Here is a 25,806-nt window from a genome sequence, read left to right as displayed (position 1 = left end):
CTTTTTAATACCTTTATTAATGAATTAATAAGGTCAACATTTATTTTTACGTGCAAAATATAGCACTTTGTCAAAAAATTCGGGAATAAAAACACTTTTTGCAAATTTTTTTAATTTCTGAATTATTTTTAATTATTATGTTGATTGATGAAATTAAAACTACTTTTTCAGAGCAAGTTTTAGCAAATAAGCAAATAAAATCCTACTACTAGGCATTTTTGAAATAATAATGAAACTGAACTATTTCACATTTAAATTATTAAAATTGTTTTCAAGTAATAAAAAAAATGAACTTTTTAAAAAAGTTCATTCAAAATAGATATCTTAAAAATAAAAGTCTCATTAACTACAGATAGTTATAACTTTTACTTTTTATCCTTCTTAATAAGTTCTAAAAGCATATCAAGTTTTTCATTTGTTTTCTTGTTTTGCTTTTCAACTTTTTCAAATCTTTGTTCAATTCTTTTTTCCATCTGCCGGTTTTCAGATCTTGCTTCATCAAATTTTTGATTCATTTCAGAACGAATTTCTTCTTTATCTTTTTTACTTTCGGAACTTGCTTCAGCAAATTTTTGATTCATTTCAGACCTAGACTCATCAAATTTTTGATTCATTTCAGATCTTGACTCATCAAATTTTTGATTCATTTCAGACCTTAATTCGCCCACATACAATTTTATTTGCTTCAATACTCATTCTTTGTTGAAATTTTCATTACCACCACCTGGTCCAGGTGGTGGTGGCACTATAGGTGGTAAGGGATCACCTTCTGCTTCATATTTAAATTTAACTCTGCCAGTATCAGGATTAATTTTGACTGAATGAACCGTCTCTTCCATATCATGTGTCTCAGTTAAATCTTTAACTGTTTTAGATGGCTTACCAATTACTATTTTTGAATCTTTCTTGCGCATAATAAATTAATTATAACTAAAGAAAATTAGTCTTGATAATTTTTTTATCATTTTCACATCATTATGAAAAATTTTGTTCATGAAATAGTAAAAACCTTTTCGACACAACATCAAAAGGTGGTCGAACTTTTGACAATTTTTTTAAAATATTAATTAACTCAAGATATTTTGTTTGTTTGTTTTTTTTTTTTTTTTGATAATCAAAACCCTATTTCAAATAATAAAAAAAGAAACTCTTTAAAAAAGTTTATTCAAAAAATCTAATTCTTAAGATTTTCAAAACTAAAGATTTATTAACTACAGATAGTTATAACTTTAACTTTTATCCTTTTCATATGTTCTAAAAGTATGTGAAGCTTTTCATTTGTATTTTTATTTTGCTTTTCAACTTTTTCAAATCTTTCATTCATTTCAGCACGAAGTTTATCATTAGTTTCCTTGTTTTGTTTTTCAGATTTTTCGAGGTCTTTTTTCATTCCAACCCGAATTTGTGCATTGTCAGTTTTAAATTCAGCACGTCATATTCCTATAGCATCTTTAATTTTGCTCTATTGTTTGCTTTTGTCATCATTGCATTTCTTCTTTGACCACCATTAGGTCTTGGAGGTGGATCAATTACAGGCGAAAACTGTTTTTTGGTACCTTACCTTCGGCACTATATTCAAAAAGTATTTTTCCATCTTGATCAACTTGAGTACTTGGTGTTTAACTTCCTGTAAGTCATAACCTTTATCTAGATGATCTATAGTCTTATTTGTTTTATACATAACTATTTTATTATTGCATAGAAAAAAGCAAGCAATGATGCTTGCTCTTGTATTTGTAACTCTTATTTTTTATCTTTTTTGAGTAATTCTAAAATTGCTTCAAGCTTTTCATTTGTGTCTTTGTTTTGCTTTTCAACTTTTTCAAATCTTTCATTCATTTCAGCACGAAGTTGTTCATTTGCTTCTTTATTTTGCTTTTCAATTTTTTCAAATCTTTCATTCATTTCAGCACGAATTTGAGCATTACCCTCCTTCATTTCAGCACTAATTTCAGCATTTTCAGTTTTAAATTCAGCACGTAATATTCCTATTGCATCTTTAATTTGCTCTATTGTTCATTTTTGCCATCATTGCAATTTTTGCCCTCCACCACCAGAACCTGGTGGTGGGTCAATTATAGGTAAAAAATGCTTTGGTGTGCCTTCAGCACTATATTCAAAAAGTATTTTGCCATCTTGATCAACTTCAGTTACTTGGTGTTTAGCTCCCTGTAAGTCATAGCCTTTATCTAGTTGATCTATAATCTTATTTTTCTTATCCATAACTATTTTATTATTGCATAGAAAAGAGCAGACAATAAAGTTTGCTCTTAAATTTGTAACTATTATTTTTTGTCTTTTTTAAGCAATTCTAAAATTGCTTCAAGTTTTTTATTTGTATCTTTATTTTGCTTTTCAACTTTTTCAAATCTTTCATTCATTTCTGCACGAAGTTTTTCATTTGCTTCTTTATTTTGTTTTTCAGCTTTTTCAAATCTTTCATTCATTTCAACACGAAGTTGTTCATTATCTGCTTTATTTTCAGAACGAATTTTCTCAAATCCTTCCTTCATTTCAGCACGAATTTCAGCATTTTCAGTTTTGAATTCAGCACGTAATATTCCTATAGCATTTTTAATTTGCTCTATTGTTCACTTTTGTCATCATTGCAATTCTTGTCCTCCTCCACCAGGTCCTGGTGGAGGGTCAATTATAGGTAAAAACTGCTTTGGTGTGCCTTCAGCACTATATTCAAAAAGTATTTTGCCATCTTGATCAACTTCAGTTACTTGGTGTTTAACTTCCTGTAAGTCATAACCTTTATCTAGTTGATCTATAGTCTTGCCACAATTACTTTTTATAAACTTTTTAGATTTTTCTTTTTTCATATTAATTTAATTATAACTAAAGAAAGCCAGTCTTAATAATTTTTTATCTTTTTTAGGTCGCTATAAAAAAAATTGGTTCGTAAAAATTGAACCAATTTATAGTTTTTATATATAAAACTGTTGCTTTGATGTTGTTATCTTTTTCATTTCACTCAAAATTTTTTCAATTTGAAACTTTGCAATTAGCATCAATGCAAGTTTTTTTCAAAAAACTTGCTTTTAATTTATTTTTTGGAAAATAAATATTTATATTAATTATTGATTATTAATAATTGCTTTTAGTAAAAGCATAGTTCCAGCAGCGATTCCATTTGTAAATGGTGATTTAACTGAATCATTTGGAAAGTATAATGTAGCAGCATTATCAAGTGCAAATCCCTTTTTATAATTTGCGCCTTTACCATCTCTTCAATCACCTATTTGAGTAATGCTAAAGCGTTTTGCTGAATTAATTCCAAATAATGAACTATTATATTCAATATAAGTACTTGAATTAGTTCCATCGGTTAAACTGACTTTTCAAGGCTTACCATTTCCAACTTTGACCTTAATATTTGAAGGTGTTGGAGTTGCGTTTTGCAATCCACCAATTACATAGGTTTGGCTATTTGCTCCCATTCATGTTAATCAATAATCACCACCTGATAAAGCAGTGTTTAAAACACCGTGAGAATGCAAGGCTGTTTTCATATCTGCAGGGCTAAAAGGATAAATTAAGTTGTATTCATTGATTGGTCTGCGAATGTTTGCTTTAATTTTTTCTGCTAAAGAATTAGCAAAATTCATTAGTTTTCTGTCGTCATTACGAGCATCTAAAGCAAACCTTCTAACAAAACTAGATCATTTGTTAAAAGTGTTACCTTCTGATAATTCGTTAAATGTCAATGTAATGAATTTATTGGTTTGATTTTCATTTACGCTACCTTTGATATTTAAAAATGCGGGTAAAAATCCTCTAAAATCTGATTGGAAAGTGACTGTTTTGGTGATGTCAGGATCTGCTTTTCTTCTAAGTGTTAGTTTAAAAACTAACATTGCTGAATAATCATTAATTGATCAAGTAAGTAGTTTTTTAGGATTAACTATTTCCATTCCTTCGGTTGAAGTTTTAATAGATGATTCTAAAGAAGCGAATTTTTTTAATAACTCAAAAACTTTGTCTGAAGTTTGTTCAGTGTCTGAAGTTAGTTCTACAAACTCTTTAACTTCTGAATAAATAATGTCATCTTTAACTTTTCAATGCATCAATTCATCTGATAATTGATCTAATTGATGAACTTGTTTAAAGCCTGTTAAAGTTACATCTTTGCCATCTACTTGAGTTAAAACTTCAGTAGTTGATCCATCTTGTTTAAAGTATTGTGTCTTGCCTTTTTGGTCTCTAGATAGGTAAAAATTAACCATTAACTTACCAGTTTCATCATCAATAGCATTTGATGATGTTGCGACTCTAAGTGTTAAATTAAGTAATTTAATCTTAGATACGCTTGTTTGTAAAACTGAGAAGAAACTTTTCACATTTTCTTCTAGATTTTTAGCAGTTTCACTAGCTGTTTTAGTTGAATCAACTGTGATTGTTGCACTTTGATTTTTATAGATTTCTTTAACTGCTTCTGCAGTAGTTTGTAAATCAGTTAGTACAACTTGTTTAGTTATTTCAGAATTTTCTAATGCACCATTTAATGGTGAATATCATTGATTTCCTGACTTTAAAGCAACCTTAATAGTTGCAATTCCTGCATCATTATCTGTTGAAACTAAAGTTAAAACTATCTTAGCATCTTTGACATTGGTAGGTGCTGTATATAAGGTACCTAAAGTTGTTTCTAAATTAGCTTGAGTTAAACTTGAAGGTAGTGTTGATTTATGATTTTCAACTTTTTTAGTTTCAGTAATAGTTTCAAATCATGCCTTAACTAAGTCAGCAGGTTTAGTAGGTTCAACAACAACTGGAGGTGTTTTACTATCTTGAATTTTAAAGCCACTAAATTCAATTACTTTTCCAGCATTTGCTAGTGTATTAACTATCCCACCTTCAGTATTAAAGAACTTATCAGCAGCTTCTGATAAAGTTACTTTTACTGATAATTTACCATCTTTATCATTTGCTCCTTTATCAACTAGTGATAAAGAAACAGTTAAACCTTCAGGTGCATCTGGCGCTAATCCTACTAGTGAATTTAAGATCTCTTGTGTCACTGCACTAGGTAAAGTTTGAGTAACTATTTGCTCAGTTAATGCTTTAGTTGTAGGCAAGGCTGAATAGTAAACAACTGCTTTTTGAGCATTAGTTTGAGCAGTATTTTTAAAGCCACTAACTGTCACAATTTTAGCAACTACTGCTGCTTCATTAGCAGCAGTAGTACCGTCACTACTGAATCAAGTATTACCTTTTGATAAAGAAACACTAACTTTTAAACTACCAGTTGCATCATCTGCTGAACTCGCAACTAATTTAACATGACTACTAAAGCCTGTAGGTGCAGTCGCTAAAGCAGTCTGTAGGTTTTGAGCATTAAAAGTAGTTACTGCACTAGGTAGTTTGTCTTTGATATTATCTGCCGCATTGTTAGTAAGTGCAACTGAATCATATCATTCTTTAGCTAATTGATTATCAGTTTTAACTTCTGGTGCAGTGCCTGGAGCAACATAGTTAATTTTTAGTTCAACAGTTTGAAAAACTGCAGGCTGTTCATAAGAAATTTTTATTTTTAAATTTACTCTTTTCTTATTTGCATCAACTAGTGAGCCGCTATTAGAAGCAAAGGTGGCCTTACCTAGTGCACTTTTAAATGTTTTAACTGAAGCAGCATCTAAAATTTTTTCTAAATCAGCAACACTTTTAACATTTGCAGTTGCTTTGTTTAATGCTTCAATGTTTGCATAAGTATTTTTGGCATTATATGTACCGTTTTTTACACTGTCTGCGATCCTATCAACAACTTTTTGGTCAGCGATTTGCTTGTCAGGTAGTGGCGTTGCTGGTGAACATGCTATTGCTGCTGAAACTGCGATGGTTCCTGCAACTAGTGATGTCATTAGTAAAATAGATTTTTTGTTTAATTTTTTCATTAAATCTCCTTAATTGAAATTGTGAAAAATAATTTGATTTTTTTATTTTGTTCATAAAAAAGTCAAGGTTTACTTTTACGGGAAAAATATAGCACTTTGTCAAAAAAAGCCGAATATAAAACAACTTTTTTGAAATTTCATTAAATTTATTAAAAACTTCTATTTTATGCTTATAAATGGAAATTCCAAATCAATTTTTGGAGCAAATTTTAGTAATTTTGGTTATTAACAAAAAATCCAAAACAATGTATAACTACCATTAAATTCTGATTTTATGAGTAAAATTGCCATTTTAAAGCAATAAAAAATGAACTTCTTACAAAAAGTTCATTGTATTTTTTTATTAAATTATTGTTTTTAAAACTTAATTCCAGACCTACTTACCAAATCTAAAATGGCAAATATCGCCATCTTGCATTAAATAATTTTTACCTTCAAGTCTTAATTTACCTTTTTCCTTAGCTTGTGCTTCGCCACCTGCTTCTACAAAATCATCATAAGAAATAACTTCTGCTTTGATAAATTTATTTTCAAAATCGCTATGAATAATTCCTGCACATTGAGGTGCTAACATACCATTTTTAAAAATTCAGGCTCTAACTTCAATTTTACCAACTGTAAAAAAAGTTGCTAAATTAAGAAGTTTAAAAGTTCTTGCAACTAGTAAATCTAAACCACTAAATTCTAGGTTAAACATCTGCATCATTTCTTGTTTTTCAGATTCATTTTCCATTAAAACAAGTTCTTTTTCTAAGTTAACACTTAAAGCAAGTAGTTGTGAATTTTCTTCAGCAGCCAGTTTTTCTAAATTTTGATAATGAAGATTTTGACTAGGATCATTAATTTCTTCAGAGTTTAAATTAGCAACATAAATTTGAGGTTTAATAGTAAGAAGTTGGAAACTTTTTACTAAAAAAAGTTCATTTTCATCTCATTCAATTAGGCGCAATGGCTTTTCATCCATCAGTGCTTTTTGCATTTTTAAAGCTAAAGCATATTCTGCTTTTGCTTTTTTATCACTTGAATTTAAGGCTTTTGATTTAACTCGATTTATAATATTTTCTATAGTTGTTAAATCAGCTAAAATTAATTCTAAATTAATAATTTTAGCATCACGCACACTATCGATTGAACCTTTTACATGTAAGATATCGTTATTTTCAAAACAGCGAATCACATGCACAATCGCATCCGTTTCACGGATGTTTGCTAAAAATTTATTGCCTAAACCTTCACCTTTAGAAGCACCTTCAACTAATCCTGCAATATCAACAAAATCAAAAGTTGCATAAACTGTTTTATTAGGTTGTGCCATTTGTGTTAACTTGATCATCCTTGGATCAATTAATTCAACACTTGCGACATTAGGTTCAATTGTTGTGAAAGCATAATTAGCTGATTCAGCTTCTTTTTTAGTTAATGCTGAAAATAAAGAACTTTTACCAACATTAGGTAAACCGACAATTCCTGCTTTTAAAGCCATAATTCTCCTTAATTAAATTACTTATTTAATCTTTAGATTATATAATAATAATTATCAATTAAAAAATAAGAGGTTATGAAATGAAAACAATTTTTGTCGCAGGTGGATGCTTTTGAGGTGTTCAAGAATGATTTAGAAGAGTTAAAGGAATTAATTCTTCTAAATCATATTATTTAAATGGTGGTTTTGAAAATGTTACTTATCAGCAAGTGTGCCGTGCTAGCGGTCATGTTGAAGCAGTTAAATTAGAATATGATGAAAGTTTAATTAGTTTAAAAGATATTTTTCTTTTAATGCTAGAAATAGTTAATCCTTTTTCACTAAATAAACAAGGTAATGATGTGGGTGTGCAATATCGCATTGGTTTTTATTTTTATGAAAAAGATCAAACTAGTAAACAAGTTATTAAAGATTTAATTAGTGAATTTGAAGTTAAACATGATAAAACAACTTTTGAAGTTGAAGATGTTAAAGATGAAACTTTAGCTGAAGAATATCACCAAGATTATCTAGTTAAAAATCCTTCAGGATATTGCCATATTAATTTAAATTTATTGCCAGATAAATATAAAAAGTAAATTTATATTTGCTCAACTTGTAGTCAAATAGTTTCAGTTTTTAGAAACTATTTTTTGATTATTTTCAATTTTATTAATCATCTTTTTTGTAAATAGTTCAAAATATAATAGTTATGAATTTACCGTGTGTAATTAAGGGGCGCAATTTTTAATGCTTTCAAGTTCAGAATGAATTTATTATATTCAAACATATCTACTTTGAATAGGTACTTTTGGATTTGTTTTCTATACTCAACCAATGATTTCAAAAAATCAAAAATATAGGATTATAGATTTAATGAAACAAAATCGTATTCCAGTTTTAACAACATTTGTAAAAACGAATGAAACTGTATTGAACAGTAAAGTGAAATTGTTGATAATGTCATTAAGTTTAATTTTATCAATGTTTGCACCTGCATTAACTTTTACATTTTTTCTCGTGATGGATATTTTGATATCTGATCCAATACCAGAAAAATTAGATAATTTAGAATTAATTGTTTTAATTGTTTCATGAGTTTCTCCACCACTGCCGATCATAATAAATATTTGGTGACTTAAAAGAATTTTAAAAGATCTGCAAAGTTTTCAAACTAGAGCTCTTGAAGAATTAAAAAAATATGACTTCAAAACATTTTATTTATATATCAAAGGAATATCATTTGACATCTTAAAATGAAAACCACTGACTTCTCATTATAGAGCCAATATGTGACTGCTAAAAAGAAAATTAGAAAAATACCCTTCTCTATCACTCTATGAAAAATATAATGTCTATTTAAAATATGCTTATTCATCAGTTTATTCAAGTAGAAACTGAACAAAAAAATTTGTAGGTGTATCTAAAGATATGTATGTAGTTGCTTGAGCAAAAAAAGTTTTTGAAACTATTTTTGAAAAAGAAATTAAAACTTGAGAAAGATAATTTAAATTATCTAAAATTTGATTAAAAAATCTCTTCCTTAATTTTGGAAAAGATTTTTGATAATTAAGTTATTTATTACTTATTTGAATCTATTCAGTTATTTCATCTGATCTAAAACCACTTACTTTAATCTTATATTTTTCAAAACTAAAATCTTTGATTTTGTTTTTTTCAACTGCTATAAAATATGACTTACTTCGTGGTGTTGCTGCAACATATATGTCCTCAGGTTTATATGGTTTAAAACCAAATTTAAATATTAAGGTATCATCTTCTAAAGCAAAACTTTTTAAATAGAAGTTATCATTTTTGTCATAAATATAAGATTCAATATTTTGTGTATCAATATTTTTTATGAATAAGTAATCATAATTTTTAAAATCTAAAAGTTGTTCAATTTTTGATGGATTAAAATTCTCAGTTCATTTAGCTCTCTCGTTTTTATTACTACTTCACTCATCTTTTTCATTTTTAGTTTCGCCTAAAACTTTTTCTAAATCAGTAACATCTTTTAAAAAAGATATTGCCTTTTGTTTTTCACTGCGAATAGTTTGGTTTTGGATTCAATCACCATAGGAATCATCGGAAAGTCCACGAATTCCGTATGCATATTCTCCCCTAAAAGATCAATTACTATCGCCTATTAAAATAATTTCATAACCTAAATCTGTCTTTTGTATTTCAGCTAAGTTTGTGATTCTGTTAAAAGAACAAGCAACAAAAGCAGTTGCTGATAAAGTTGATGCTAAAAATAAAGAAGATAGCAAGATTTTAGTTTTTAATTTCATGTTACTCTAATTATACATGAGTAAAATATTCAACTTGTAACTTAAAAATTTATATGTTATTTATACAGTAATTTAAAATCTTGTTTATATTTATTAAAAATTAAATCAAGAACTGTTTTTTCAAAATTCATTAATTCAAAGCAAAATATTTTAGATATAATTAAATAATGAAAACTAATATAGATCAAAAAATTAAAAAATTTACTCCCAAAAAATATAACGAAACTATTAGGACACGTAAAGTAGACTACAACCTTTGAGAAGGTGATGTTAAAGAAGAGTTTAGTTCTGATCGAAAAAAAATCCGTATTGTTTCTGAAGTCTTTGGTGAATTTAGAGAACCTGAAGAAAAACTGCCCATTGATGTTGATGGTGGAGGAAAAACTGGTGGAGGTGGAAATAAGCCGGGTAATGGTGATGAACCTGAATGAAAAAAATATGCCGATTTAATTGCCTCACAATTAAGAGATGAAATGGCTAGTCGTGATCAAAAATTTGATCAATACGGGAAAAGACTTGATGCCTTAGAAAATAAAGTTGATCAAATTCTGGAAATTCTAGAAATTCTTAAAAATAAAAAATAACCTTTCTTCTATTAACATAAAGATAATCTCTAATTTTGTTAGATATTTTTATTTTGCAAAAATAGCATATTATTTGCAAAATAGTTCAAAAAAGTGGCTTTTTCGCTAAAACAAAAAAAAAAAAAAAACGGGCGTAGAATTTAAATAGAAGAGAAAATCTCTATTTAAGGATTCATTTATGAAGCGAAGAAAATTAATAACTATTATGTCACTACCTATTGCAACTTTTGCTACTTTTGCAGCAATTGCTTGCAGTCAACAACCTACTCCAACTAATATCAATGCACAGACGATTATTGATAGTTTACCTAGTGAAGTTAAGACTAATATAGATAATCAAGAGTTAGATAAACTAAAAGAAAAACTGCAAAATTTAGGTACTGATTTACAAGCAACTTTTTTAAATTTATTAGATGAAACTAATAAACAAACTTTTACAAATGCTTTAAAAGATGGTTATAAAATTTCTAAAATTACTCTAGCAACTGCTGATAAATCTAATTCTGTTTTGCAAATTTATCTTAGTGTTAAAAAAGATGAAGATGTTAAAAATAAGACAATTAAAATTGTCGATTTAAAACAAACTAAGAGTCAAACTCCACCTAGTGCTAATCCAGGATTACCTAAAAATGGAAATCCTCCAGAGACTGATAAGCCTCCAGTTAATGGAAAACCTCCAAAAACTGATAAGCCACCTACTCAAGGCACACCACCTAAAACTGATAAACCTCCAGAAACTGGAAATCCTCCTGATAATCAAAAACCTCCTGAAAACACTAAGCCACCAGAAACTGGAAATCCGCCTGCAAGCACTAAGCCTCCAGCAGAAACTCCTGAGCCACCAACTACTGTTACTCCTCCTCCTCTTAACATAACACAACCACCTAGTGGTAATCCTGTTCAGTCTCCAAAACCTCCTGAACATTATGTTCAAAAATTTGAAACTGATCTTAAAAAGTTTCAAGGTTATGAGATTAAAACTGAAATTAGTTCAAGTTATCCCGAGGAAAATGATTATCTATTTGATTTAAGTGCAAAAAGTGATAGCAAAACCAGAAGCAGTGAGTGAAAAGCACAAAATGGTGGTATGGTTGGAAAACTTAAAGGTGAAGACTTTTTAAAACCAATTGCTAATTTAGATGCACCTGAATGAAATCCTAATAAAAACACTTTTAATAGTGCTAAAGAACAACGTGATGAACTACTTCAAAATAAATTTGAAATGAATCCTAGACAAGTGTTCAGCTCATCTTATAATTTTTGGTATAACCAAAAAATTATTGCAAATCGTAATTTTGCCGAAATAACTAGTGGTTCAACTAATTTAGATAATGTTGCTTCAGCGCCACAACCTTTGAAACCAAGTGAAGAAATTAAAAATAAAGCAGTTAATATGAATAGTAGTGATCTAAAACTAAATTTAGAATCACTAAAATATCTTGTTAATAATAATGAGATGGGACAAAATCCTAAAATGCTAGGATGAAAATTGATTACTTTAAGTGACGACATTAGACTTAATAAAAAGTCAGTTTTATCAGATCACATTTTTGAAAATGAGTTGACTGAGCAAGAAAAAAACTTGAAATTATTTCAAGGTAATGCAACTGATGTAAGCAATGTTAAATTCTATGCAGATGAAATTTCAAATAAAACTGGAACTATGACTTTATATGTTACTTATAAAAAAGGTACAGCAGATAAAGCATTTAAAATTGACCTAGATAAGACTAATGTCGATCTAAAAAATGATTATGATTATATAAAATTCTTAAACGATCGCTCAGTTTCTTTAAGTTGATCTTATGGCGGTTGATTTAGTGAAAGCGATGAATGAAATGATGAAGTTAACGACACTTGAAAAGGAGTGAAGTCTAGATTAGATAAAAATATAAAAACTTTTCATGAACTACCTCAAACTGTACAAAGTCAAAAAGTCGGTTCATACTTTGGGAGAAATCCTGGTGCACTAGGTTATTCTAATGAATTTTCTTCAGGAGGAACTGCCTGAGTGGTTGATAAAATCATTGATGAAACTCTTCCAAAAGGACAACATGCTTTTGTTGTAGCAACTAATAAGCACGTTCTAGACATTGGTCAAATTGCAGGAACTGAAAAAGCTTATGGCTTTTTAGGTTTTCAATTTACAGGAAACGTTTTTAAACAAGACCCTATTGAAAAGTGAGCAAAAAATCATCCTTATTATAAAGATTACGAAGGAATCAATGAGAAAAATTATGAAACAATGCTTGCTAACGACCCACAAAAAGATGTAAAAATCCAAACTTTTAAAGGTCGTTTGGAATTCATAAAAAGAACTGATGAAAATTCTAGAAAAGCAATGAATAAAACTAATAGTTGATTAAGAAATTCAGGATTTTATTCATTCACATGAACTAGATATGAAACTGATGATTATTCAAAAACTAACCACATTGCTTCATCAGATTTAGTTCCTAAAAACGGATATGACTCTGAGCCTTATTCTGAAGAAGCTGGTTATCCTTATAGAGATCAAATTGTTACTAATCACTGAAAATTCCCTGCACGCAATGTAGTTGGATTTTCAAACCCAATGTTTAAAGATGGTGACAAAAGAAAACAATTAAACGCTACTGATAATGATCCAACTTGAATAACTGATACTCGTAGAAAGTTTATCGATAGTATTATTTACCTGCCTCAATATACTTTGGGACATGTTTACCGAACTAGTGGTGAACAAGCAAATAGTGGTTTTGGTGGTGGTCTAAAACGAGAAGAAACTTATGGTGAATATACTCATTCACTGCTAGGTCCTGATTTAGTTCTTGTAAAAATGGTCTTTAATGACGAAGACTTGAGACAGGGTTGACCAGCACTTTATCAGACCTTACAAAAATCTGAAGAAGAGCAGAAAAAATGATTTAAAGCACTTGATCTTAACCCTAGAACAGATGATCGAACTAACTCATATATGGCAGGTTATCCAGCTACAAATATTGCTAATGGAATCAGAAGAATCTTCTCATATCGTGCTGCTGATAAATCAGCAACAAGTTCAATGCGTAGCACATTTGTAGTTAGTGGTACAGGTAACAATGCTCAAAAATTCTTTAGAGATTGAGATGCAGATATTTATAATAAATACTATGCACCTTTTGATGTAGGTGGTAAATATAATGAAAAAAACTTTGAAGACTATCCTACTAGCAAGCAAATTTCTAATGAAAAAAATGGTCTTTATACAATTACAGCACTTAGTGCAACTGAAACTTTATATTCAGGAGATCATGCAAACCCTGGTAATTCAGGGTCTATGGTAGTTGATGCTAACTTTAGAAACTATGGAATTTTATATGCCTTTATCCCTGGTATGGGTGGTGGACCTAGAACAGCTGTACACAATTTAGTACAACTAGATCCTTATGCACGTTCTAATGTTTTAGATAACCAACGACCTAATGTTAGGCTAGAATTGATTGAAATTCTGAAGAAAAAAGGTATAAAAACACTAAATTTAAACTCTAGTGATCCTAAATAACTATTAACAACACTTTTTATAAGTGTTGTTTTTTATGTCTTTTGGAAATTTAGATAAGCTAGATAAATTCTAGATGGTTGTTATTAATAGAACAACTTCTCAATTTACTAATTTAATTTAAAAAATTCATTTTTGCAAAAATAGCATATTTATGACAAAAATGTGCAAAATTCAGGCTTTTTCGCTAAAACAAAAAAAAAAAAAACGGGCATACAATTGAATTAGAAGAGAAAAATCTCACTAAGGACGCAATTTATGAAAAGAAGAAAATTATTAACAATTATGTCACTACCTGTTGCTTCATTTGCTGTTGTTGCAGCAATTGCTTGTACACAACAACCAACAAAACCAACTACAAATGCAGAAACAATTATCGAGAATTTACCTGCAGAAGTTAAGGCGAATGCAGAAAATAATGATCTAAATAAATTAAAAGAAAAACTACAAAGTTTAGAAAAAGATGTGCAAACATCTTTCTTAAATTTACTAGATCAACCTAACAAAAAAGCCTTTGAAGATGCTTTAAAAGATGGCTATAAAATTTCTAAAATTACTCTTTCAATTGCTGATAAAACTAATTCTACTTTAACAATTTTTTTAAGTGTAAGTAAGGCTGAAGATGTTAAAGATAAAACTATTAAAATTGTTGATTTAAAGCAAGTTTCAAGCCAAACTCCACCCGAAACGAAAGCCCCTGATCAGCCTGAAAAAGGTAAACCTACACCACCTGAAACTGGTGATCCCGGAAAATCCAATCCTCCTAAAACTGGAGGCTCAGGGGAAGTAAACCCTAACCCACCAGCTGATGGAACTCCACCCGAAACTAATAAACCTCCAAGTACTGTAAAACCACCTGATACTCAAAATCCTCCCTCAACTGTTGAACCACCTGCTAATGAAAATCCTCCAGATGATCAAAACCCTAGTGAACCAACACCACCTGATAATCCACCTACAGTAAATCCTAATCCACCAGATCAGACTACACCTCCACCTACAGTAAATCCTAATCCACCAGTCACTGTTGTTCCCCCAAAAACTGAGCCAGAAAAACCTGTAACTCCACCTGATAATACTCCTGTTCAACCTCCTAAAACTTCAGAACCTTATGTTCAAAAATTTGAAACTGATCTTAAAAAGTTTCAAGGTTATGAGATTAAAACTGAATTAAATTCAGGTTTGCCAACAGCAAACGATTATCTTTTTGATAGTTCTACTACTGTAGCTAGTGAAAGAAAAAGTAATGTCTGAACTACACAAAATGGAAGTATTAAAGGTAAAAATAATTGAAGAGATTTTCAAAGAACAATTCCTGAACTAGATAGTCCTGAATGGAATCCTAATAAAAATACTTTTAATAGTGCAAAAGAACAAAGAGATGAAATTCTTGCCAACAATTTTAAACTAAATCCTAATCAGTCATTTAATCAATCATACAACTTTTGATATAACCAAAAAATTATTGCTAATCGTAATTATCTAAGCATCGCAGGAAGTGGTACTAATTTAGATAATGTTGCAGAAGCACCTCAACCTCTTAAACCCGAACAAGCAGTTAAAGATCGAGCAGTTGAGATGAATCAAAATGATTTGAAATTTAATTTAGATTCACTAAAGCATTTAGTTAATAATAACGAAATGGGTCAAAATCCAAAGATGTTTGGGTGAAAGTTAATAACTTTAAGTGATGAAATTAGACTTAATAAAAAGTCGATTTTATCAGATCATATTTTTGAAAACGATCTAAAAGAACAAGATAAAAACTTGAAATTATTTCAAGAAATTGCTAGTGATATTAGTAATATAAAATTCTATTCAGATGCTATTTCTAATAAAACAGGAACAATGACTTTGTATGTAACTTATAAAAAAGGTACAGAAGATAAAGCATTTAAAATTGATCTAGATAAAACAAATGTTGATCTAAAAAATGACTATGATTATATTAAGTTTTTAAATGATCGTTCAGTTTCACTAACTTGAAGTTATGCAGGGTGATTCAGTGAAAATGATGATTATAAGGATGAAAAAAATGAAACTTGAAAAGGTGTTAAATCAAGATTAGATGGAAATATACAAAATTTCAAAAATCTTCCTGCTAAAGAAAAACCAAGTTATTTAAACAAATATTTTGGCCCTGATCCACAAGGATTGAATTTTTCTTCATCTAATCGTAGAAGCAATCCTACTGGAGTTTTTGCTTCAGGCGGTACAGCCTGAGTTGTAGACAAAATTGTTGATGATAGTCTTCCAGAAGGTCAACACGCTTTTGTAATGGCCACTAATAAGCATGTTCTAGATATTGGAAAATTAGCAGGAACTGAAGTTTGATATGGATATCATGGTTATCAATTTAGTTCTAACGCATCTAACCCAAAAGTAATTAACAAGCAAAGTAGTTGATTAAAAAATTCTGGTTTTTATTCATTCACCTGAACTAGATATGAAACAAACGATTATTCAAAAACTAGTCATATCCCTTCCACCGACTTAATACCTAAGAATGGTGGACAGCCAGAATCTGAAAAATGAAACTACGCTCATAAAGATCAACTTGTTTCAGGTAATTCTAAAAATAGTAACGACGTAGTTAATTTTACAAGTCCTATGTTTAAAGATGGTGATAAAAGAACCATATTAAACGCAACTGATGATGAGCCGACATGACTAACTGAAACACGCAAAAATTTCATTAATAGCATTATCTATATGCCTCAATATACAATCGGACATATAGCGAAAAATAGTGGAGCTCAAGTAGATAAAAATATTGGTGGTGGTATTAAAAGAGAAGAACAAAACGGCGATTACACTTATCAAATAATGGGACCAGATTTAGTTTTAGTTAAAATGGTATTCAAAGATAGTGACTTACAGAAAAACTGACCTGCACTTTATGAGATACTACAAAAACCTGAAGATGAGCAAAAATCATGATTTAAAGCACTTGATTTAAACCCTAGAACAGATGATCGAACAAATTCATATATGGCTGGTTACCCTGCAGCTAATATCAAAGATGGTACCAAAAGAATTTTCTCATGACGTGCTGCTGATAAGTCAGCAACAAGTTCAATGCGTGATTCCTTTGTAACTTTAGGCACAAGTAGCAGTGTTCAAAAATTCTTTAGAGATTGAGATGCAGATACATATGAAAAATATTATGCACCTTTTGATGTCAACGGTAGATATAACCCAGACAAGTCAGTTGACTTTCCAAACAGCACTTATATTTCTAATGAGAAAAATGGTTTATATACATCAACAGTTTTATCAGCGACTGAAAGTTTATATTCAGGAGATCATGCTAATCCCGGAAATTCAGGTTCAATGGTAGTTGATGCTAACTTTAATAACTATGGAATTTTATATGCCTTCATTCCTAATCTACCAGGTGGTTCAAGAACTTCTGTGCATCATTTAATTCAACATGATCCATATGCACGTTCAAATGTTTTAGAAAATCAGCGACCTAATGTTAGGTTAGAACTAATTGAAATTCTAAAGAAAAAAGGTATTAAAACTCTTAATTTAAATCCTAACCAAACCAAATAATTTACAAACAACACTTTATCAAAAAAGTGTTGTTTTTTACAACCTGTATATGGTTTCAGAATATTTTACTAGCTAAATTCGAAGTAAAAAAATCATCTAGTTTGAACTAGATGATTCACTTTTTATTTATAGAAATCTTCTCTTGTAAGATCTTTTGAATAACCGTATTTTAATCAGTTAATAATTACATCACGCATAGTTGCATAATTACGGTGGCGGTCAACTGAAAGATTTTTTGCTTCATGATTACGGATAGGGTCAACTACGTTAGTTAAACCTCAATTACTTTTATCAAGTTCATAATATAGATAAGCAATTAAACTTACACGATCATAATTTCAATATCTAACTCAATGACCTGTGTCACCAACGATAGTTGAAATTTGATTTCAATCTTGTGTATAAAGATTCATTCCTGTTGCTGTTAAGGCTGTTCTTTTTTCGTTAAAGGCTTTCATGAAACCACGATTACTTGATTCAGTGATGTAACGTGAAACTTCAATAGTTCCATTCAGCCCTGTTCAAAATAGTCCTTCAGGAATGATTTGTTTTGCTCATCATAAGATTAAAGCAACGAAACGATAGTTAGCATTAAAGTAAGGATTTAGTGTGTAATCGACAGTAGGATTAGCAATTTGTCAACTAGCTTGTGCTTGCGCAACACGATAAGTTATTGTTTCCATAAATGAATAAACAAAGTCAATTGCTTTTTGCACATTAGCAACTAAATCACCTACATCTAAACCTGGAATTGCAAGACCTGCACCTGAAGTATTATCAGGGGCACCAGGAGTGCTTGCACCGCCACCTTGAGAAGGATTAGCAGGTTGTTGATTAGTTGCGCTACCAATTTTTGCTCCTGGATGAACAAATCCTAATAAGATGTCATAGATTCCATTATTAGTTTTTGTTAAGTCACTTCTAGTAAATAATAAGTTGAAAAAGTCTGCAAAATATTTACCATGTTCTTCACTATTAAAGTAACCTAAAATATTATTTGCTAGGTTAATTAAACTAGAAATTTGTAGTCCTGATGAAGTTGAAATATGTTTTAATAAAGTATCAAAAATCTTGTTAGTAATATTTACTAATTGGAAATTACTTACTTTTGAATCAGTAATTTCATCAACTGTTTCTTCAATAATTTCAATGATTAATGGATTATCAATTAGCTGTTGTAACAAGGTTTTGAAAAACGGAATATATTGTTTTTCATCTCCTGGTAATAAATTAATACCTGCGTTTTTAAACATTGGATTAATAAAGACAGCCATTACATTTTCTAAGTTAGAATCAAAATTATTTTTGATTACATTTTGCATTAAAGCAACTAAATTTTTCTTAACGAAGGCACGTTCTCTATCAAAGATGAAAGCGTATAAACTATCTCAGTTAGTGAATTTTTCTGTTCAATTGTTTTTAGCAATATCTTCAAGTACTTCAAAAGCTTTTGTGTATAGTGCTTTGAATGAATCTTGAGCAAAAAGATTTGTCGCAAAACCACCTAGACTTTTAGCAAATAAACTATTATCATCTGGATCAAATGAAGTTGTGAATTTTTCTAAGAATTGAGTATTTTTAAATAATCTAGTTAATAGAACATATAGATTTTGCCCTAATTGACTTGCTCTTCCATTTGCAAAATGTTTTGAACTAAGTGCCAATTTAAAGGTATTTCAAAACATATTGTCTGCATCTAAAACAGTTAAAATAACTGAGTTAATTAAACTGTTATTTGCAAAAAATGATTCACCGTTATTTGTATTTTTCTCAGCTGCTTGAATAAATCTATCAAAGATAGAATTAATAAATTGTCCATCACTAAATAAAACAATAGCATCATCTAAAACAAGATAAATAGCATCCATTTCTTCATCAGAAAAAGGAGTTTCCATTTGCTCTCCAACCATTTTAACTAATGATTTAACAGCCTTTTCAAAAGTTACATTTCCCGAAACTTTTTCTAAAGTATTTTTAATGAAGTTAACAACTGTATTTTTATTAATTCTTAAAAATTGGATTACAAATTGATCTAGATTTTTAGCATCTTGATAACGATCTTTATTTGTAAAAATGCTTCTTAACATTTCTTTAATAAAAGTCGTTGTATCATCACTATTAATAATTAATTTAATTAAATCATTAACATTTTCTTGATCAGATTCTAATTTAAATAATGATGCTGAAAAGCCTTTTAAGATGTTGAAAACAAATTCACTTTTTAATAATGAATCAATTGTTAAATCAACTAATTCGGCATTTCTAGCAGCAGTTAGATCATCTTTTAATAATTCACTATTTGTGATTGCTTTGACTACTTGGAAGATAGTATCAGGACTTGATAATAGTTCAGAAATTAAACCTTCAAAAGATATAACTGATTCACCTGATGTTTTAATTTTTTGAATTAAAATTTTAGGAACTTCAGAATTCATAGTTGCTTTAACTACATTAATAATTAATTGAGCAATATTATTTTTCTGAGTTGTTGTTAATTCAGAACTTAATTGAGGTAAGAATAAGTCAGTTGAAAAATTAAATATTTTTAATAATGAATCTAAATTATTGGTTGAAATTTTTTCGAAAATATTTGCAATTAAAGGAAGCATTTTTTCTGATTTATTTTTTAAGAAATAAATGATTAATTGTTCGAAGTTTTGGGCTTTTTCGAATCATGAAAAGTCAACAAAAACAGCATCTAATAATTGGTCAACAATTTCTTTAAAACTGTCTTCATTGATTGCTGTATTAACAATATCTTTGAAGGCATTTTTTAAATCATTATTTTCAATATTTAGGTTTTTGAAAATTAATTCAAAAACAGATTCATTTTTCAGAGCAACAAAAATAATTGATTTTAAATTATTTTTGAAACTTGCATTTAAAGCATTATCTTTAAAGGCGTTTGAAGATAAAATTACTTTTAATAAATTTAATAAACTTTTATCATCTGCAAAATATGAATTAATTAAGTTGTTGAAAACATCTGAAACAGATAAAGTTTTATCTTTTAAAGATGTTTCTAATTGAGCAATTAAAGTTGTAATTAATCCTGATTCAGAAACTATTCTTGAAAAATCACCAATCAATTGGTAAATTATTTTTTCCTCATCATTACTAAAAGTAATGTTTAAAGATTTGGCAATTGAAAATAGTGGTTTTGAAAAAGTAATTTGGAAATTAATATCTTTAACTAGGTAATTTGTAATTACATGATTTATATAATTAATAAATGTATTTTTATTTTTACCTAAATATGTAAGCACGATTTCATTTAATGATGATAGTGATTTATATGAATCTATATCTAAAATTAGTGAATCAATAAATGCTGAAATAAATGATTCGGTTTCTTTATCATCAATTAATTTTGTAAAAGCCTTTTGAATAATTTCAACTGTTTTTTCATCAGTACTTGCTGAGAATAATTGTAAGAAAATTTTAGCTAAAGATTTTTTAAATGTAGGATTTGTTTTTAAAACAGTGAAAACACTTTTTAGTGTTTTTGCTACATCTTCACGATTAGCTTTTTCTTGTAAATATGATCCATTTGCAAAAGTTGTGATTAGATCATAAAGACCTTTTTCACTAAAAATGTAATTGCTCATTAACTGATCAAAAGTTTCAAAACTTGAATTTTGTTTAATTCTATCGATGTAATCATTTAAGAATTTATTGTCAAAAATAATTAATAAGAATTTTGAAATTGCATTATTAACTGCTGCTAGGTCATCTTTAGAAAATACAAGGTCATAAGAAGATCCTAAAGTATTTAAAACCATTCCTAAAGATGAATTTAATAATTCTGAATAGTCAGTAACTACTTTATTTAATAATTTTGAAAGTGAATTTGTAATTGATGAAACATCTTGCAATTTAACGATGTTAAAAATTAAATCACTTCAACTATTTGAAATTAAGAAATAGCGATTTGAATTTAATGCTATTTCTAAAATTTGATCCATAAATGCTTGGAATTCATCACTACCTAGTAATCTTCCTGCATCTTTTGAAATTGCATTATAAATATCTGAATTTGCAGGGATAAATCCTAGACTAGTTAATAAATCAGCAGAAGCTTTTGAATTAGAAACTAGAGCAGCAAAAATTTGCTTGATACCATATTTAATATCATTTTTAGTTTCTTGATTTTTTCATTCACTTGAATTAGCAATTGTTTTAACTAAGTTAAAGAAACCATTATCTAAATCCACAACGTTGAAAATTAATTCTTCAATTGTTTTAAATGAAAGTCATTTATTTTGTAGTGTTGCTTTTAATTTTTCTAAGACTGTTTTATAAATATCTGACGAAGCAATTACTTTACCAAATGATTGTAATAACTTTTTAAATTGAGTTAATGCTGCATCATCAATTGAGAAGTTATTTAGTTTTGCATATTTAATTAACTGTGCAAAAATAACTTGATTTAAAGCCCCATCTATTGAAGTTAGTTCCGCAGTGATTTCGCTTAAATATGAATTAACTACGGTATCGTTTTTACTTAAGAATAAAACGATAACATCTTCTAATCTTTCTTGATCTTTATATAGATCAAAATCAGTAAATAGACCGTTAATTATGTTTTTAATAAATGAAGCAGTTTTATCGTTTTCAACAATTGCTGAAACTAATATGTCGATGTTTTCAACATCGATAAAATCAATTTTTAATTGGCTTTTTAAGATGGTATCAATTTGAGCTGTAACAAACTTTTTAACACCTGTATTTCTTAATAATAAGTAAGTGATGAAATTTAGATTTTCTTGATATGTCGATTTATTTTCGGGGTTATTTCAAAACTCTGCTTTTAATAAAGTTTTGACTAATTTTCAAATTGATTCTGATGTAAAGAATAAATCATCAAATAACTGTGTCAATGATTTGAAACTTGTTTTTGAAGTCAGTAGACCTTTTTCAATAATGTCAAATGCCGCATCAGCAATTTCACTTTGTGCAACAATTGTCATACTTTGTTTAAAGAAAGCTGATAAACGAGAACGATTTTCTTCTGATAATTTTAATTCAAAAAGATGGTCAATTTGTTTTGTAAATAAATCAAAAACTAAACCTGATGCACTTGAATTAACAAGCATATTAATTAATGATTTTATTTTTTCGGCAAAAATTGTTCTATCTTTGATAACTGCTTTAAAGATAAATTGGTTTAGATTTTCAACTTCATCTAATCAAGCATTATCTTGAGAATTAGTTGCAGTATTTATTAATGATGTAATTAAAGTTTTAATATCTTCTAGTGAAAAAATAGTTGTTCAAGTTGTTCTTAAAATTAAATGTTCAGGAATTGATAAATGATTAACTATATCACCAACAATGAAATTCATGATATCTTCACTTTTAACTGTTTCTAAAATAAATGAGGTTAAAGCAGTTGTAAAGTCTTCTCTAGTTTTATTATCTAATCATGTTGTACTTCTTAAAACAGTTTTAATTAATGAATAAAAACCATTTTCTGTATCAAGCACATTTTCTAAAATTTCATTTAAATTAAATGCTTTATTTGATTCAATATTTCTTATGAATTTTGAGTAAACATCATTGATTAATGTGCTATGACTTACTGCTTGTAAAAGTGTTGAAAGTACTGTACTAAAATTTTTAGATTGTGCATCATTAAAACTTAGTTTTACTCCAGGTAATAACTCTTGTACTTTTGATAAAGCAACAACTGATAAACTTGAATTTAAGGTTGCTAATTTAGATACTAAATAATTTAAATAATCAACAACATTATTACGTTGTGATGTAAATAAGAAATTTAAAAATTTATTAAAAGTATCGAATGAATTATATCTTTGTAAATTTGAAAAAATTGAATTAACAAAATTATCTAAAAACAAAATAGTTTTTGGATCATCTAAAATTTCAGAAATTAAGATATTTGTATGGTAAGCAAGTTTTTCTTTTTCACTAGCATTTTCTGAAATTAATAAGCTAGAAATCATTGTTCTAACTGTTGTAGATTTTAGTAATGATTTAATAACTGCTTTAAAAGTTTCAGCAACTTTTAAATTGTTATTATTTACTTTTAAGTATTCACTTCTTAATAATGATTGAACAATTTTAAATAGTCCATCACCACTTGTTAAACTACCAATAACATGGTTGATTAATACGGTAAAATCAAGAGAATCGCTCGCTTTTAGTGATGTAATTACTTGTTCAAAAAGTAAATCAAAAAGATCTGAATTAACTGCAGTTAAAACTAAATCATTAACTAAAACTAGAATTTGTTTTAATTCGCTTGAATCTAATTTAATTCCACTTGATTGTAAAAAGCTTTGACCTATGTAACCAAATAATGCTGAAAATTCAACAGGTGCATCTTTACTTAAAGTTGTAAAAATTCCTTTAATTAAATTAATAAATGTTGCTTTATTTTTATTTAAATAAATAACGAATAATTCTTTAAAGTTTTTTGTTTTTGCATATTCATCTTGATTATCAAAAACATCACTAACTAATCCATTTAAAAATTCAACTAATAAATTACTATTAACAATTGCTTTTACAAGTGGAATTCCATTTTCTGTTAAAACAGATTTTGGTAAAAGACCTGCAATAAAATCAACACCTTTATTTAATAAATCTTTTTGATTAAATAAGGTTGTAATAATCTTTTTAATAATTGTTTGTAATTCAGTATTTAATTCTTTTTTTGCAAAGATATTTGAATTAAATAATGACACTAATAAACCATGGAAATTATCTAAATCAGAGATGGCATGAACAGCTGAATTAATAACATCTGTTGAGTCTAATTTATCTTTATTTTTTAAAATTTCATTTGATGTATTTTGAAAGTTATTTCATAAATTTGAAATGAAATTTGAATCATATAATTTTAAAATTACGTTATCTAAATCTTCACTATTTTTTGTAAAGAATTTAAATAATTCTTGTTCAGGATCAACTAATTTAATTGCATCTGAAGATAAAAGCATTAATGTAACTGACTTTAAAGTATTTTGAAAACCACTTCTTGTAATAATACGAGAAGGAAATTGTGAAGTATCAAATAGTGATTCATATTTGGTAATTAACTCATCATTTTTTCTAGTTAATTCATCATTATTAGCACCTAAAATAGTTTTAATAATTTCAAAATCTGTTTTAGAAAATTTAATTGTAAAACCATTTTGATCTTCATCTGTTTTAACATATTCTTCATCTCAACTAGGGTTAATTGAAGTTTGATTTGTATAAAGAGAACGATTAATACTTAATTTTAAAAGTATATCTTGAGCAATTTTTTTATACCCAATTTCAGTTGGGTGAATATATAAAATTTGACTAGTATATAATTTTGCATTATTGTCTCAATCATTTTCATCATAGACATTAATGTAATTAACTGAATCATCTAAGGTTGAACGGTCTTTAATTAAACCATTTAAAATACCTAGTAAATATTTACTTAAAGGTTTTCCTGGTTCAATTTCAACACCTTTTGTTAACTGATTAACTGTTTCTAATAATCTTAAAAAAGGCATTGGATAAGATATTAAATTAATTTTAATATCTTTGTTATAGGTTTTAATATGGTTAATTAATTCGGTATATGAATTTCTGATTTGAGTTCTTACTTCAGTTAAAATTGGCACCACAATTTCAATCAAGTTTTTCATATCAAAAGAACCACCTGCAAGTAGTTTTTGAAAATCAATTGTTCCAATTTGATTGAATAAGATATCCATGAAATCGTTTGCACCAAGTGAAACGGTTAATAAATTAGCTGAAGTTAAACGTGCTATAAAATCACTTCTAAATTCACTAAATCCCTCACCCATTCCCTGAGCAATTCTACCGTTTGTATCATTACTAAATAATTGATTTCAATCTTTTAAAGTTGAACCTGTAACACCAAAGTTTTTGTAAGCAGTTAACTTACCTGGTTCAATTTGATTAATAAATTTAGCAATAAAAGAAGGAAATGAAAGACCGTCAATTTGGCTTTCGCCATTGACAACTTTTAATTCCCCTGGATAATCAGTTGCTAGTTTTGCATTAAAACCAGCAGTAATTGAATCACCAAAAGCAACGTATTTAACTTCTGAAGAAAGTAACTTATTTTCATCAACTGTTGCTTCAACGCTAGCATTAATTGTAGCTGTTGCATTATTACGGCGCACTACTAGATTTGTATTAATTTCTTTAGCTAGTTTTGAACTTGATTCTGCTGGTGAAACAGGATTATCTTTAGCAGGTAAATCAGGATTTTTAAGTCCTGGATTTGCACTTTGGTTGTTGTTGCGTACACCAACAACAATTCCTGCAGCTGAAGCAGCAATTACTGCTGTTGTTGCTGCACCAATTAAAATAAGTTTACTTTTTCTATTTAAACTCATATTTATACCTCCAAATTCTTTTTCTAGAGTTTGCTTCTCTAGTTAATTAAAAAGAATTTATATTAACCTTAAATTTGTGCTTATATTTTAGCAAAAAAAGAAAATTTAGATTTTTTTAT

Annotated in this window: 13 protein-coding genes; 5 read left to right on the top strand and 8 right to left on the bottom strand. The window is 28.4% G+C overall.

Annotated elements, in window-relative coordinates; all coding sequences use genetic code 4:
• Nucleotides 1-365 precede the first annotated feature (365 nt).
• From CJF60_RS00695 to ychF, 6 genes are all read right to left on the bottom strand, one after another.
• Nucleotides 366-914: a hypothetical protein gene (locus tag CJF60_RS00695; protein WP_084232806.1), complete on the bottom strand. Its 549-nt coding sequence runs from the start codon at nucleotides 912-914 to the stop codon at nucleotides 366-368.
• 293 nt (nucleotides 915-1,207) lie between these two features.
• Nucleotides 1,208-1,390 carry a hypothetical protein gene (locus CJF60_RS00690; protein WP_084232805.1) on the bottom strand — a complete coding sequence of 61 codons (183 nt, stop codon included), beginning with the start codon at nucleotides 1,388-1,390 and terminating at the stop codon, nucleotides 1,208-1,210.
• Between the two features lie 353 nt (nucleotides 1,391-1,743).
• A complete protein-coding gene (locus CJF60_RS00685; RefSeq protein WP_084232804.1) occupies nucleotides 1,744-2,223 on the bottom strand; it encodes a hypothetical protein in 480 nt (159 codons plus the stop codon).
• A gap of 62 nt (nucleotides 2,224-2,285) precedes the next feature.
• Entirely contained in the window at nucleotides 2,286-2,828 is a 543-nt protein-coding gene (locus CJF60_RS00680) for a hypothetical protein (RefSeq protein WP_084232803.1), read from the bottom strand.
• A 255-nt stretch (nucleotides 2,829-3,083) separates the two neighbouring features.
• Nucleotides 3,084-5,900: a lipoprotein 17-related variable surface protein gene (locus CJF60_RS00675; RefSeq protein WP_084232802.1), complete on the bottom strand. Its 2,817-nt coding sequence runs from the start codon at nucleotides 5,898-5,900 to the stop codon at nucleotides 3,084-3,086.
• 376 nt (nucleotides 5,901-6,276) lie between these two features.
• Nucleotides 6,277-7,383, bottom strand: a complete 1,107-nt coding sequence (gene ychF, locus CJF60_RS00670; protein ID WP_084232801.1) for a redox-regulated ATPase YchF — start codon at nucleotides 7,381-7,383, stop codon at nucleotides 6,277-6,279.
• A gap of 80 nt (nucleotides 7,384-7,463) precedes the next feature.
• Here ychF and msrA point away from each other — a divergent pair, with 80 nt between their 5' ends.
• Nucleotides 7,464-7,961, top strand: a complete 498-nt coding sequence (gene msrA, locus CJF60_RS00665) for a peptide-methionine (S)-S-oxide reductase MsrA (RefSeq protein ID WP_084232800.1) — start codon at nucleotides 7,464-7,466, stop codon at nucleotides 7,959-7,961.
• 151 nt (nucleotides 7,962-8,112) lie between these two features.
• On the top strand, nucleotides 8,113-8,868 hold the full coding sequence (locus CJF60_RS00660; protein WP_084232799.1) for a hypothetical protein: 756 nt from the start codon (nucleotides 8,113-8,115) through the stop codon (nucleotides 8,866-8,868).
• An 89-nt stretch (nucleotides 8,869-8,957) separates the two neighbouring features.
• Here the strand turns inward: CJF60_RS00660 and CJF60_RS00655 are convergent, their stop codons facing one another.
• Complete coding sequence (locus tag CJF60_RS00655; protein ID WP_084232798.1) at nucleotides 8,958-9,656, bottom strand: hypothetical protein; 699 nt, start codon at nucleotides 9,654-9,656, stop codon at nucleotides 8,958-8,960.
• Nucleotides 9,657-9,823: 167 nt separating this feature from the next.
• On the opposite strand from CJF60_RS00655, the gene CJF60_RS00650 reads away from it, so the two are divergent.
• The 3 genes from CJF60_RS00650 (at nucleotide 9,824) to CJF60_RS00640 (ending at nucleotide 17,318) form a co-directional block, all read left to right on the top strand.
• Entirely contained in the window at nucleotides 9,824-10,240 is a 417-nt protein-coding gene (locus CJF60_RS00650) for a hypothetical protein (RefSeq protein WP_084232797.1), read from the top strand.
• A 178-nt stretch (nucleotides 10,241-10,418) separates the two neighbouring features.
• Nucleotides 10,419-13,763, top strand: coding sequence for a proline-rich domain-containing protein (locus CJF60_RS00645; protein ID WP_084232849.1), 3,345 nt, complete (start codon nucleotides 10,419-10,421; stop codon nucleotides 13,761-13,763).
• A 255-nt stretch (nucleotides 13,764-14,018) separates the two neighbouring features.
• Nucleotides 14,019-17,318, top strand: coding sequence for a hypothetical protein (locus tag CJF60_RS00640; protein WP_084232131.1), 3,300 nt, complete (start codon nucleotides 14,019-14,021; stop codon nucleotides 17,316-17,318).
• 122 nt (nucleotides 17,319-17,440) lie between these two features.
• Here the strand turns inward: CJF60_RS00640 and CJF60_RS00635 are convergent, their stop codons facing one another.
• Complete coding sequence (locus tag CJF60_RS00635) at nucleotides 17,441-25,687, bottom strand: SGNH/GDSL hydrolase family protein (RefSeq protein WP_095279110.1); 8,247 nt, start codon at nucleotides 25,685-25,687, stop codon at nucleotides 17,441-17,443.
• Nucleotides 25,688-25,806: the final 119 nt, after the last annotated feature.

Origin of the sequence: Mycoplasmopsis agassizii, from assembly GCF_002272945.1 — a bacterium.
In the GTDB taxonomy this organism is placed as follows: Bacteria; Bacillota_I; Bacilli_A; order Mycoplasmatales; family Metamycoplasmataceae; genus Mycoplasmopsis_B; species Mycoplasmopsis_B agassizii.
The sequence above is the reverse complement of the archived record's forward strand: the minus strand, read 5'-3'. Positions and strand labels throughout refer to the sequence as shown.